The sequence below is a fragment of the Streptomyces sp. NPDC041940 genome, assembly GCF_055589465.1.
Map to the genome: position 1 here is coordinate 348,335 of NZ_JBVJBP010000001.1, position 12,642 is coordinate 360,976.

The 12,642-nt window shown below is 73.2% G+C and carries 11 protein-coding genes; 5 read left to right on the forward strand and 6 right to left on the reverse strand.

All coding sequences use genetic code 11. From position 1 onward, the window contains the following. Positions 1-16: 16 nt before the first annotated feature. Entirely contained in the window at positions 17-247 is a 231-nt protein-coding gene (locus ACZ6I3_RS01545; protein ID WP_469410829.1) for a DUF2277 domain-containing protein, read from the forward strand. A gap of 26 nt (positions 248-273) precedes the next feature. Here ACZ6I3_RS01545 and ACZ6I3_RS01550 read toward each other — a convergent pair whose 3' ends face one another. After that, positions 274-879, reverse strand: a complete 606-nt coding sequence (locus tag ACZ6I3_RS01550) for a DedA family protein (RefSeq protein WP_469410830.1) — start codon at positions 877-879, stop codon at positions 274-276. Between the two features lie 230 nt (positions 880-1,109). Between ACZ6I3_RS01550 and ACZ6I3_RS01555 the strand changes: the two genes are divergently transcribed. Continuing rightward, the gene (locus ACZ6I3_RS01555; RefSeq protein ID WP_469410831.1) at positions 1,110-1,658 is read left to right on the forward strand and encodes a superoxide dismutase family protein; all 549 of its coding nucleotides are present in this window, start codon (positions 1,110-1,112) and stop codon (positions 1,656-1,658) included. Between the two features lie 75 nt (positions 1,659-1,733). Here ACZ6I3_RS01555 and ACZ6I3_RS01560 read toward each other — a convergent pair whose 3' ends face one another. The 4 genes from ACZ6I3_RS01560 to ACZ6I3_RS01575 form a co-directional block, all read right to left on the reverse strand. Then, the gene (locus tag ACZ6I3_RS01560; protein WP_469410832.1) at positions 1,734-2,186 is read right to left on the reverse strand and encodes a DoxX family protein; all 453 of its coding nucleotides are present in this window, start codon (positions 2,184-2,186) and stop codon (positions 1,734-1,736) included. A gap of 80 nt (positions 2,187-2,266) precedes the next feature. Next, complete coding sequence (locus tag ACZ6I3_RS01565; protein WP_469410833.1) at positions 2,267-4,201, reverse strand: FAD/NAD(P)-binding protein; 1,935 nt, start codon at positions 4,199-4,201, stop codon at positions 2,267-2,269. Positions 4,202-4,386: 185 nt separating this feature from the next. Next, positions 4,387-6,024, reverse strand: a complete 1,638-nt coding sequence (locus ACZ6I3_RS01570) for an alkaline phosphatase D family protein (protein ID WP_469410834.1) — start codon at positions 6,022-6,024, stop codon at positions 4,387-4,389. 80 nt (positions 6,025-6,104) lie between these two features. Beyond that, complete coding sequence (locus tag ACZ6I3_RS01575) at positions 6,105-6,749, reverse strand: HNH endonuclease family protein (RefSeq protein ID WP_469410835.1); 645 nt, start codon at positions 6,747-6,749, stop codon at positions 6,105-6,107. Between the two features lie 407 nt (positions 6,750-7,156). Between ACZ6I3_RS01575 and ACZ6I3_RS01580 the strand changes: the two genes are divergently transcribed. The 3 genes from ACZ6I3_RS01580 to ACZ6I3_RS01590 all read left to right on the forward strand — a co-directional run bounded on the left by ACZ6I3_RS01580 (position 7,157) and on the right by ACZ6I3_RS01590 (position 9,961). Continuing rightward, a complete protein-coding gene (locus tag ACZ6I3_RS01580; RefSeq protein ID WP_382492897.1) occupies positions 7,157-7,738 on the forward strand; it encodes a TMEM165/GDT1 family protein in 582 nt (193 codons plus the stop codon). A 224-nt stretch (positions 7,739-7,962) separates the two neighbouring features. Then, complete coding sequence (locus ACZ6I3_RS01585; protein ID WP_469410836.1) at positions 7,963-8,622, forward strand: HAD-IA family hydrolase; 660 nt, start codon at positions 7,963-7,965, stop codon at positions 8,620-8,622. 121 nt (positions 8,623-8,743) lie between these two features. Then, on the forward strand, positions 8,744-9,961 hold the full coding sequence (locus tag ACZ6I3_RS01590; RefSeq protein WP_469410837.1) for a GNAT family N-acetyltransferase: 1,218 nt from the start codon (positions 8,744-8,746) through the stop codon (positions 9,959-9,961). Positions 9,962-10,060: 99 nt separating this feature from the next. Here the strand turns inward: ACZ6I3_RS01590 and ACZ6I3_RS01595 are convergent, their stop codons facing one another. Then, the gene (locus tag ACZ6I3_RS01595) at positions 10,061-11,152 is read right to left on the reverse strand and encodes a peptidoglycan-binding domain-containing protein (RefSeq protein WP_469410838.1); all 1,092 of its coding nucleotides are present in this window, start codon (positions 11,150-11,152) and stop codon (positions 10,061-10,063) included. Positions 11,153-12,642 lie beyond the last annotated feature (1,490 nt).

Here is a 12,642-nt window from a genome sequence, read left to right on the forward strand (position 1 = left end):
GGGTGAGACTGGGGGTATGTGCCGGAGTATCAAGACACTTCGTCCCCCCGCGATGGCCGAGGAGGCCACGGCGGACGACATTCGGGCTGCCGCGTTGCAGTACGTGCGGAAGGTTTCGGGATTCCGTGCCCCCGCCGCTCACAACCAGGAGGTGTTCGACCGCGCCGTGGAGGCCATCGCCCAGGCCACGGAGGAGTTGCTCGACGGACTGGAGATCCGGGGAGCCGCCCCTCGCCGCGCGAGCTGAGGCCCCCGCCCCCGCGGAGGTAGTTCCTACGACGCTTCCGACGGCCGCGGCGCCCTCTTCATGACATACGCCGCGCCCGCCCCGGCCCCGAACAACGCCCCCACCGACACCGCCGTCGCCAGCCAGCTCGCGCCCAGCCAGTGGGCGCCGAACCAGCCGAGGGCGACGCTGTACGCGGCCCAGGTCAGGCCGGCCAGGGCCGACCAGGGGAGGAAGTCGCGGGCGCGGCGGTGGGCGGCACCCGCGCCGAGGGAGACGACCGAGCGGCCGGCGGGAGCGAAGCGGGCGAGGACGACGAGCGCGCCGCCGCCCCGGGCCAGCGCCGTGCCGAGACGTTCCTGCGCGGCGGTCAGGCGCCGGGAGCGGGAGATCGCCCGGTCCAGACGGGCGCCGCCGCGCCAGGCGAGGCGGTAGGCGACCAGGTCACCCAGGACGGAGGCGGTGGCCGCGCAGAGGGTGAGTGCCAGGATGTCGGGCACATCGGTCGCCGTGCCCGCGGCCGCCGCCGTGGCCACCGTGATCACCAGGACGCCGCTGGGCAGCACCGGCAGAAACACGTCGAGCAGGATGGACAGCGCCACCACCGCGTAGATCCATGGGCTGCCGATCAGCGACCCCATCTGCTCCAGCACCGCGACTCCCCGTTGATCCCCCGTGGGCCAGACCGTGCCGCGATGGCGCGCGGGGAGCGGCAGGAGTGGCCATGACAGCCATACAGCGTACGCCTGGGGTGTGACGGGCCGTTCACGGGGTTCGCCCTCGGTCGTCACCCGGCTGCCATGTCCCGGAGGGCGCCGGGCGCGGGTGTCCCGTAGCAACAGAAGGGGCTGAATCAGACACAAGGCGAGGAACGGTACACACCATGCTGGCAGGGATATGCGCGAGCGCCGTCGTGACGGCTTTGTTCGCCGGTGGTCCGGGCGGTGCCGAGGCGGTCGAGGGCTACTCGGTGCGGGCGCAGGCCCGGTTCGACGCGCCCGGGGCGGCGGACCGGTCGGTGGCGCTGACGTACGACAGGAGTCTCGTTCCGGCGGGCTCGTGGATCGAGGTCCGTCAGCACACCGCGCCCGGCGGCCCGACGACCGTACGGCTGAAGGTGGCCGGCATGAAGCCGGGTCACGCCTACGGCGTCCATGTGCACCAGAAGCCCTGCGGCGCCGACCCGGAGGCCGCCGGCGGGCACTACCAGCACCGGCCGTCGAGCGAACCGCACCATGTCAGCCCGGACAACGAGGTCTGGCTGGACTTCACGGCCGACCGGCGCGGCGCGGGCGCGGCGAGTGCCCGGCACGACTGGGGCTTCCGGCCGGGCGAGGCGTCCTCGGTCGTGATCCACGACGTGCCGGGCGGCGCCGGGGCGCGGGCGGCCTGCTTCACGGTGCCGTTCGAGCCGGTGGGCAGGGACGAGTAGACGACACGCCGGGCAGCGGAACGGCGCCTCCCCGGGCAGGGAAGGCGCCGTTCTCCGTGGTGGTGTCCGGGCGGCTCAGGCGGCCACCGGCGTCTGCTCCGTGGAGCGCTGCCCCTGCGCGGAGGTGCGCCGCGCCAGCAGCCGGTCCACGCCGAACGCGCCGGAGCCCGTGAAGATCAGCAGGAACATGGCCCAGCAGTACATGGCCGCGCCCTCGCCGTTGTTCTCGATGGGCCACAGCCCCTCGGGCTGGTGGACCTTGAAGTACGCGTAGGCCATCGCGCCGGAGGATATGAAGGCCGCGATGCGGGTGCCCAGGCCGAGCAGCACCAGGATGCCGCCGACGAGTTCGATGACGGCCGCGTACCAGTTGGGCCAGGCGCCGGTCGCCGCGGTGCCGCCCTTGCCGTCCGCACCTCCGAGGACACCGAAGAGCGCGACGGCGCCGTGGCAGGCGAACAGCAGGCCTATGACGATCCGGAACAGTCCGAGAGCGTACGGCTGAGCGCCGTTGAGGCGTGCGGTCATGTGGGGGACTCCTTCGGGCGGCCGGCCAGGGGGAGGCCGGTCGGGGGACAGAACCGATGAGTAGCCCACGTTAGGTGTGCCTAATTGATGCTTGCAAGTTCAACATTTGGCCACTGGTTTACCTCCGTTTGGGTGTCGCTCTCGGTCGCAGTCGCACGTAGGGCGGCTCTGGCGACCGCGTCCGCGTCCGAAAGCGTGACCGAATCCACACCCGGGCGAGCCCCCGCGGCGGTCACCCAGTGCACACCCTCTGTAGGAACTCCGAACGCGAACCGCCTTGTGTGTGCGACACCTTGACGATCCATCAGGCGATAGGGGCGCGGTGTGACGTCCAGACCGCCTGTCTCGTAACCGTCGGCGGTGTGCGGGCGGCACTGCCCCGTCCGCAGCAGCCCGGCGAGAAGTCCGTCGGCCGTACTCCGCAAGTCGGCCTCCGGGAGGCGGGCCTCTATGAGGGTTGTCACACGGACGACCGAGCCCGGCACCTCGGGTGAGCGCGCCGCCCAGGCCCCGTCCTCCTCCGCCACCTCCAGACGCGGCCCGAGTACCTGCACCACACCCGCCTCCATCAAGGCCACGAGCTCCTCGATACGGCGCCGGGGCGGGCCGATGGACAGAAAGGCGTTGAGCGGGGTGTACCAGCGGTCCAGGTGGTCCCGCCGGGACGCGCCGGCGAGGCCCCCGTGGTCGACGATCAGCCGGAGTTCGTTGCGCAGGTCGCGCAGTACGTCCAGGGCCGCCTTCAGCGGGCCCCGGACATTGCCCAGAGCGGCCTGCGCGGCGTCCTCGCGCAGATAGGACAGCAACCAGTCGCGCCACTCGCCCAGGTGCGCGAAATCCCGTCCCGCGTGCGGGCGGGACACCCGCTCCCAGCTCCAGCGGTCGGCGCCGGGCACCCCGAACTCGTCCAGCACCACGGCCTCTCGGGAGTCCCCGTGCGGTACGGCCAGGAAGCGGTCGGTGAACTCCGAGCACTGACGCGCGGCGGCACCGGACCGCCGGAGCAGCGCGGCGTAGTAGACCGTCTCGACCTCCTTCGCCACCAACGGCCAGATCTCCGCGAGGAAGTCGGGCGCCTCCCCGGAGTCCGCGCGCTTGCGGAAGCCCGCGATCGTCTCCGGCGTGAGGACGAGCGGAACGTGCCGGCCGTACGGGCCCTTCGCGTTGTCGCCGCGCGCCTGGTACGGGATGCCGCGCCGCGAACCGGCGTACAGCCGCGGTTCCCGGCCGGAGGGGAGATACCGCAGCCCGCCTTGGGCGTCCCGGGCGAAACGGCCGCCGCGGCCGGTCGTCAACAGGGCCGTGTGGTCGAAGAAGTTGAGGCCGAGGCCGCGCAGCAGGACGGGCTCGCCCGCGGGGACGGCGGACAGGTCGACGTCGGCCGGGTTGGCGGGCGCTATGTGGCGCAGACCGTGCCGGGCGGCGTGGGCCGCGAGGCGCCGCCCGGCCGGGTCCGCGGCCGCCGGCAGGTGTCCCTGCGCCAGGACCACCGCGGACAGGCCGGTCAGGGTGCGGCCGTCGTCGAGGGCGAGGGCCTGCCGGCCGCCCGGGGTGTCGTCGAGCCGGACCGCGCGGGCCCGGTGCGTCTCGACGCGTACGTTCGCCGGCGCGTCCCGTACGGCCCTGGCGAACACCCACTCCAGATAGCGGCCGTAGTCGGCCCGGCTCGGGTACTCGTCCGGGTCCAGCGTGCCGCGCGCCCACTCGTACAGGCTGGGCCCCGGGCGGACCGGGCCCGAGCAGTCCACGCTGTCGTCGGTGAACAGGGTCACCTGGCAGGCCACGGTGTTCATCAGCAGCTCGGACGACTGGGCGGTGCGCCAGACGCGGCCGGGTCCCGGCGGGGCCGGGTCGATCACGTGGACCGTCAGCCGGGCACCGGCGGGGAGCAGTTCCGGGGCGGAGGCGCAGAGGCGTTCCAGGACGCTGGTCCCCCGTGGCCCGGCGCCGACCAGGGCGACGGAGACCGGTGGGGGTGTCTCGGCCGGTACGGGTTCCTCGGTCGACGCAGACAAGGGTGGTACTCCCGGGCGTGTGGGGCGCGTGTCGGCGGTCCGCCGGTCGGGAAGCGGACGGTCCGCCTCATCATGCCGTCGCCGGGAGCGGGAACCGATGTCCGTGGGGAAGGATTGACACTCGCTGTGGGATGCGTCACAAGCATCACGGGACACGCCGGGCGCAAAGGGGCGGAACGGGTGTGTTACGGGGCAAGTTCGGAGTCCTGGAGCGTCGTCAGACGTGGACCCGCCCCCTGCCGTGCCCTGGCCTGCTCCAGGCGCAGCCGGGCCGAACGGCCGCGCAGGGTCAGGGTCATGAGCTGGTTGCCGAACCAGGGGCCGCCCGTCTTGCGCCAGGTGACCGGCGGACGGGGGAGCCGGCCGTGCCGGGCCAGGCCGCGTCCGAGGGTGCGCGCCACCGCGGTCCAGCCGATGCGGAAGCCCATCCGGATCGACAGCGGAACGGAGTTGTGGACGGGGGAGCAGACGAGCTGCACCACCCGGGCGTCGGGCTGGGCGTCCGGCCACGAGGGCTCGGCGATGTAGGCGTGGTGCACGTCCCCGGACAGCACGCACACCGTCGCGGGCGCGTCCCGCCCCGAGCCGGCCTCGGCGATCAGCTCCGCCAGCCCGGCGAAGGACTCGGGGAACGCCGACCAGTGCTCCAGATCGGCGGCCCGCCGCACCTTCTCCCCGAACCGCGCCCAGCGCTCGCCCCGTTCACCCCGGCACAGCGCCGCGTTCCACCCCTCGGCGTCGTGCACCAGATGCGGCAGCAGCCAGGGCAGCGAGGTGCCGATGAGGAGGTGGTCGTAGGCCTCGGGGGTGTCCCGCACCTGCTCGCGCAGCCAGGCGTCCTCGCCCGGGTCGAGCATCGCGCGGCCGTCCTCGGCGAGGACGCGGGCCGCCCGGCTGTCCACCATCAGCAGGCGTACGCGCCCGAAGTCGCGCCGGTAGCTCCAGCGGGCCGTGGTCGCGTCCGCGTCGGCCCGGGCCGCGAAGGCGCGCAGCGCGTCGGTGCCGTCGGGGGCCTCGCGTACGGCCTCGTACACCGGGTCGGCCGCCAGTTCCTCCAGGGAGAGGTTGCCCAGGTGCTGGTGGACCCAGTACGACATCAGGCCGCTCAGCAGCCGCTCCTGCCACCAGTCGGTGGCCCGCATGTCGGCGAGCCAGGCGTCGGAGGTGTTCCAGTCATCGATGACGTCGTGATCGTCGAAGATCATGAAACTGGGCACGGTGGACAGCAGCCAGCGGATGCGCGGGTCGAGCCACGACTCGTAGTAGAGGTGCGTGTATTCCTCGTAGTCCGCGACGCCGTCGCCCGGCGGGTCGCTCAGGTCGCGGCGGGCCGCCAGCCAGCGCTGGGTGCCGTCGGAGGTCTCGTCGGCGTACACCTGGTCGCCGAGCAGCAGCAGGACGTCGGGCCGCTCACCCTCCGGGTCGGCCGCGAGGCGGGTGGCGAGCGCGTCCAGGGCGTCCGGGCCGACGGGGTCGTGGCCACCGGCCGGAGGGGAGGCCCAGCGGCAGGAGCCGAAGGCGACCCGGAGGCCGTCCTCCGGGCCCGGCGCGTGGATCGCCGAGGGCGGGAAGGGGGAGCCGGGCAGCGGCCACACGCGGGTGCCGTCGAGGAGGACCTCGTACGTCGTGGCCGTACCGGCGGTGAGACCGGTCACCGGGATCAGGGCGTAGTGGTGGCCCGCGATCTGGAAGGTGTGGGCCGAGCCCCCGGCGCCGTCGGCGCAGCGCACCTCGGCGGCGCACGGACGGCTCGTCTCGACCCATACGGTCGCGGACGAGCCGTCGGTGTACCTCAGCAGTGGTCCGAGGCGCAGTCCGGCCATGATGGTCCCCTCTCCGTCGCCCCGTACGGTACGGAACGACCGATGTCAGCGGGGAGATCCCGGCCGGAAATACCTGGGTGTCAGCAGCTGGCGAGATAGTTCGTCAGCGCGGACTTCTCGGCGGAGTCGACCGAGAGGCCGTAGTAGTACTTCACCTGGACCCAGGCGCGGACGTAGGTGCAGCGGTACGCCGTCCGGGAGGGCATCCAGGTGGCCGGGTCCTGGTCGCCCTTGGCCTGGTTGACGTTGTCGGTGACCGCGATGAGCTGCGGCCGGGTCAGGTCGTTGGCGAACGACTGGCGGCGGGACGTCGTCCAGGAGTCGGCGCCGGAGTCCCAGGCCTCGGCCAGCGGGATCAGGTGGTCGATGTCGACGTCGGAGGCGGCGGACCAGGTCGCGCCGTCGTAGACGGAGTACCAGCTGCCGCTGGTGGCGGCGCAGGAGGAGTTCTGCTGGACGTTGGTGCCGTCGCGCTTGAGGACGACCTCACGGGTGTTGCAGGCGCCGGACTGGGTGATCCAGTGCGGGAAGAGGTCGCGGTCGTAGCCGGTGCGGTCCTCGGTGGCCACGGTGAGCGAGGCGAGGTAGGTGCGGGCGGTGGCCGCGCTGACGGGTGTGGGGAGGGCGGCGGAGGCGGCCGGACCGTTGATCAGTCCGGCCGAGGCTATGAGGCCGGTGAGGCCCGCGAGTATGCTGAGCCGTCGACGCGCGTAGAACTTCGGCATACGAACTCCCTTGTGGGGTGGGGGTGTTGGGCAGCGAGCGGGAGAATGCTCGCCGCGCCGTGTTGCGGGGAGATGTGCGTGAGGTGAGAAGGTAGTGACGAGTCCATGACATGACAAGAGTTCGAGGCGGAACTGTCGGTTCGAGGACGTCGCGTACGATGGACGGCGCAGAAGGGGAGTAGCTCTTCGCCGGACCGTCGACATACTGCTCAGCTCGCCTGAGCCGGCGCCCGGAGGCGATCCCGTGGCTCTTCACGGACTCGCCAGCGAGACCTTCGGCAAGCAGTGCACGCCCGTGCCTTCCGGTACGGGCGCCGTGTGTGCTGCCGTGCCGAGGTGTGTCGCGTGAGGTGTCGCGTGAAAGTTCAGCACTCTCGGTGGGGCGGCCCCGACCGATTGAGGAACCCTTGATCAGCCTGACCGTGACGGCCGTCGTCTTCGGCGTCGTCTTTCTCGCCGAACTGCCGGACAAGACGGCCCTCGCCGGCCTCGTCCTCGGCACGCGCTACCGCGCCTCCTACGTCTTCGCCGGTGTCGCCGCCGCCTTCGCGCTGCATGTCGTGCTCGCCGTCGCGGCGGGCAGTGTGCTGACGCTGCTGCCGCAGCAGATCGTGCAGGCGCTGACCGGCGTGCTCTTCCTGGGCGGGGCCGCCGTGCTGCTGTTGAGGAAGGGCGAGGACGAGGAGGAGGTCCGCAAGCCGGAGAACCAGTCCTTCTGGAAGGTCTCGGGGGCCGGCTTCATGCTCATCCTGGTCGCCGAGTTCGGCGATCTCACCCAGATCATGACGGCGAACCTGGCCGCCCGCTACGACGACCCGCTCTCCGTCGGCCTGGGCGCGGTGCTCGCGCTGTGGGCGGTGGCCGGGATCGGCATCGTCGGCGGAAAGGCGCTGATGAAGAAGGTGCCGCTGCGGCTGATCACGCAGATCGCGGCGCTGGTGATGCTGGCGCTCGGGGTGTGGAGTCTGTGGGAGGCCGTGACCGGGTGAGTGCGGGCACCGGACCGCGCGAGCTGAACGGTGAGTGAACGTCCGCCGGGGCCTCTGGCGCGAAGGCCGCATTTTTTTGTACCGTGGGGGAACAAAGTGGCTCCCGCCCGTTTTCCCTGACCGGCGGGCGGGGCCGCCTTGTCCCTTCTCGGGGATGTGACGGTCGCGATCCGTCGTCCGCCCCGCTGCCGCGCTGGAACGCGCCCCGAGCCTTGGAGCAGCCGATGACGGCCACCGCCGTGCTCACCGCCCGCGCCCTCCTGCTGGACATGGACGGCACCCTCGTCAACTCCGATGCCGCGGTCGAACGCGTCTGGCGGCGCTGGGCCGAGCGGCACGGGCTCGACGGGGACGAGGTCATGAAGGTCGTCCACGGGCGGCAGGGCTACGCGTCGATGGCGCTGCTGCTGCCCGGCCGGCCGATGGAGCAGAACTACGCCGACAACGCCCGGATGCTCGCCGACGAGACGGCGGACACCGACGGCGTCGTCGCGATCCCCGGGGCGCCCGAGTTCCTCGCCTCGCTGCGCGGGCTGCCGCACGCGCTCGTGACCTCGGCCGATGTGCCGCTCTCGACGGCGCGGATGGCCGCGGCCGGGCTCGATCAGCCCGAGGTGCGGGTGACGGCGGAGTCCGTCGGGGCGAGCAAGCCCGACCCCGAGGGCTTCCTCAAGGGCGCCGCCGAACTGGGCGTGGCGCCCGCGGACTGTGTCGTGTTCGAGGACTCCGGAGCCGGGATCGCAGCGGGGCGCGCGGCCGGGATGACCGTGGTGGGGGTCGGACCCCGGGCCGCGGTCCATGAGCCGGACGTCGTCGTGGAGGACCTCACGCGAGTACGGGTGGAGGCGGTCGGGGACGGGACGATCCGTCTGCACGTCGGGTAAATGCGCCCGGACCCCACAGCACCGCGGCCGTAATTCGCTTGCCCTTGTCACGGGCCGACGCTGCACTGGGGCCGGACACCACGCGTCGTGGTGCCGGTAACCAGAGGAGGCGGCGGCAGCCATGGAGATCCGTCCCACGACCGACAAGGATCTCGACGTCTTCGTCGACACCCTCCATGCCGCCTTCGGGCTCTTCCCGGAAACCCCGGTCGAGGGCGGCGGGCTCTGGTGGTCGGCGCTCGAAATGGACCGCTGCCTGCTCGCCCTGACGGCGGACGGGCGACCCGTCGGCACCGCCGGCACGCACTCCTTCGAGCTCACCCTGCCCGGTGAGACGCTCGTCCCGGTCCCCGGGGTGACCGCCGTCGGCGTCCTGCCCTCGCACCGGCGCCAGGGCGTGCTCAGCGCGATGATGCGGCACCAGCTCACCGAGTCGCGGGCCGACGGGAACGTCCTCTCCGTGCTGCTGTGCTCCGAGGCCACGATCTACGGCAGGTTCGGCTACGGGCCGGCGACCCGCACGGCGCAGCTGACGGTGGAGCGCCACAAGGGCGCCCTCGCCGTCCCCCGGGCGCGCGGAACGGCCGACGCCACGGCGACCGGCTCGGTCGAGGTGCTGCGGCGTGCCGAGTGCGGCGAGATCCTGGAAGAGGTCTACGACCGGTACCGCCGCGCCCAGCCCGGCGCGCTGTCCCGCCCGCACCGCTGGTGGGCCCTGCGCGCGGGGCAGCCCCCGATCTCGCCGGCGCCGCGCTACGTCGCCGTGCACCGCGACAGCGACGGCGCCCCGGACGGCTACGCCTCCTACTCCCTCGAGTCCGGCACCCTGACGGTCGACGAGACCATCACCACCGACGACGCCGTCTTCACGGCCCTGGCCCGGTTCGTACTCGGCCACGACCTGGTCTCCAAGGTCGTGTTCAAGCACGTCCCGCCCGGGCACCCGCTGCGCTGGCAGCTCGCGGACTTCCGCGCCGGCGAGGTGGGCGGCGACATGGACTGGCTCTGGGTGCGGCTGCTGGACGTCCCCGGAGCGTTGACCGCGCGCGGCTGGTTCACGGACGGCGAACTCGTCCTCGACGTCGAGGATCCGTTCCTCGGCGAGCACGGCCGCTATCTGCTGACCGTCCGGGACGGCGAGGCCGACTGCGTCCCGACGGACCGGGAGCCCGACCTGTCCCTGGACGTGCGCGACCTGGGCTCGGTCTACCTCGGCGGCACCGCCCCGAGCACGCTCGTGCGTGCCGGACACATCCGGGCCCACCGCCCGGGCGCGGCCGCCCTCGCCGACGCCCTCTTCCGCGCCGAGCGCTCCCCACACTGCCTGCATTGGTTCTGACCGTCCGGTCGGTGGGTCAGCCGACGCGGGCGGCGATGGTGCGCGCGCACTCCAGGGACTCGGTGTGGGTCGTGTCCACCTCCAGGTCGTAGCTCAGGTCTACGGCTCCTGCGTTTCCGACTCCAGCTTCGTCCGGGTGTCCCGGTCGTAGACGCCGAGGTCGTCGGCCTGGATGCCGCGTGAGTACTGGTAGTTGCGGACCGCTTCCTGGAGCCGGTCGTCGAAGCTGCCGTCGGTGTCGTCGTCGTAGAGGAACAACTGGCGCAGGCGCGACTGGAGTTCCGTGACCTCCGGGCCGCGGTCGCCGAGGCGCAGGACGGCGGGGTTGCCGTTCTGACGGGAGCTGTCCGGCGGCTTCTTCGCGGAGCCGGACGCCGATGCCGATGTCTCGGGCGCCGAGGGGGAGGCCGTCTGCGACGGGCTGGGTGAGGCGCTCGTCTCGGACGGCGACGGGGAGGCCGACGGGCTGCTGGTGGGGGACGGGGCCGGTGGTGGTGCCGCGGGCGTCGACGGCGTGGCCGATGCGCTCTTCTCCGGCGACGAGGACGCCGCGCTGCTCGACGGGGCGTCCGGCACGCTCGCCCTGATGTCGTCCGGCAGCGCGGTGTTCCGGGACGGCCCCTCGTAGAGGAACAGTCCGCTCGCGTATCCCGCCGCGGTCACCACGGCGACACATGCTCCGGCCGCGGCGAGCAGGGCGATACGCCGCCGGGTCCTTCCGCCGGACCCGGACCCGGACTCGGACTCGACCTCGGCCGATTCCCGCCGGCCCGGCGCCGCCGCCGACCCGGCACGGTCGAACAACCGCAGATCGGTGACACTCGGCTCGGCCCCGTCCGGGGCCAGGGGCGTCGGAAGCACGGACGTCGCATCCGGGGCGTGGGTGGCCGGGACGGCGGGCAGCACGGTGGTCGCGTCCGGATCCGGGGCGACCGTGCCCGGGGCCGGGGTGGTCGGCAACACGGTGGTCGCGTCCGAGGCCGGGGTGACCGGCAGCATGGTCGTAGCGTCCGGGTCCACCGGGCGCAGGGGCATGGTCGTGTCGGCGGGGGAGGGCGGCGGCGTGACGCTCCCGGGGCGCGGGGCCTTGGCGTGTGCGCCGGTGGCCGGGGCGCTGGGCGCGGGGTCCGTGAGCTGGTGTCGCGGGGTGGCGTCGGGTGCCTGGGTGGGGGCTCCGGTGTGCGGGGGCATGGTCGGGGTGCCGGGCGAGGGCGGTTGCGCGGGGCCCTTGCCGCGCGAGGCCTCCGCCGGCTCCGATCGAGGCCGGCGCGGTGCCCTGGCGGGCGCTTGCGCGGGGCCTCCGGCGTGCGACGCCTGGGCGTGCGTTCGGTCGGCCGGGGTGTTGGGCGCGGGCGGCTGCGAGGCTCCTGCGGGGTCCGTGAGGTGCTGTCGTGGGGCGCCGCCGGGTGCCTGCGCGGTGCCTGCTGTGCGTGCTGCCTGCGACGGGTTCGTCCGGGCCTGTCGCGGGGCCCTGTCGCTTGCCTGAGCGGGGTTGCCGCCGGCGTGCGGTGGCGCGGTCGGGACGTCAGGGGAGGGCGGTTGCGATGCTCCCGCTGGGTCAGTGTGTGGCTGTCGCGTGCCGTGGCCGGGCGCTTGCGCGGGGCCTCCCGGGTGCGAGGCCTCGGCGAGCGGGCGGACGGTCGGGGTGTTCGCCGAGGGCGGTTGCGATGCTCCCGCTCGGTCCGTGTGTGGCCGTCGCGTCCCGTCGCCGGGCGCTTGCGCGGGCTCTCCGGGGTGCGAGGTCTCGCCGAGCGGGCGGACGATCGGGGTGATCGACGGGGGTGGTTGCGAGACTCCTGCGGTGTGCGGGGCCTTCGCCGGGTCCGTCCGGGCGTGTCGATTGTCTCCGACGGGCGCCTGCGCGGGGTCTCCGGCATGCGGGGCCTGCGTGGGTGAGGTGTCCGGCGAGGGCGTTCGCGCCGCTCCCGCGGCGCGCGAAGCCTCCGAGCCCGCAACCTCTGTGCGCGGAACCCCTGGGCGCGAAGCCTCTGTGCGCGGTACCCCGGGGTGCGAAGCCTCCGGGCCCGCAAGCCCCGGGCGCGAACCCACCGAGCCCGCAACCTCCGAGTCCGCACCCCCGGGGCGCGAAGCCTCCGAGCCCGCAACCTCCGAGTCCGCACCCCCGGGGCGCGAAGCCTCCGAGCCCGGAACCCCCGGGCGCGATCCCTCCAAGCCCGCAACCCCCGGGCGCGATCCCTCCGAGCCCGCACCCCCGGGGCGCGAACCCTCCATGCACGCAACCCCCGAGCCAGCAACCCCCGAGCCCGGAACCCCCGCCCGCGAAGCCCCCACCCCCGGAACCCCCGCAGCATCCGGCAGAGCCCCCCGAGGGGTGCCCCCCGCCTGGGGAGTGGTCGGCGGTGTGTCCTGCGCGTCCGGGCCCGGTCCCGACCTGACCGCTCCGCCGTCGAGTTCGACGTACGGGCGGATCCGTAGCGGGTCGAAGTCCTCCGCTGCCGCCGCTTGGGCGGTCCGGGTGTCGCGCAGGGCCTCGGTGGCTCGGTGGGTGCAGGCGCAGGAAGGGGACTTGTCCTGCTGTCTGGGCGCGCCGCACTCCGGGCACGGGTGGCCATTAGGCGGTTCCACGCGTTCCTCCCTCCCCTCGCGAACTCCAGAGATTATCCAGATCTTCTCCACAGTGCGGTCGAGGAGCCCCCGGAATGAACGCTTCCAAAAGGACT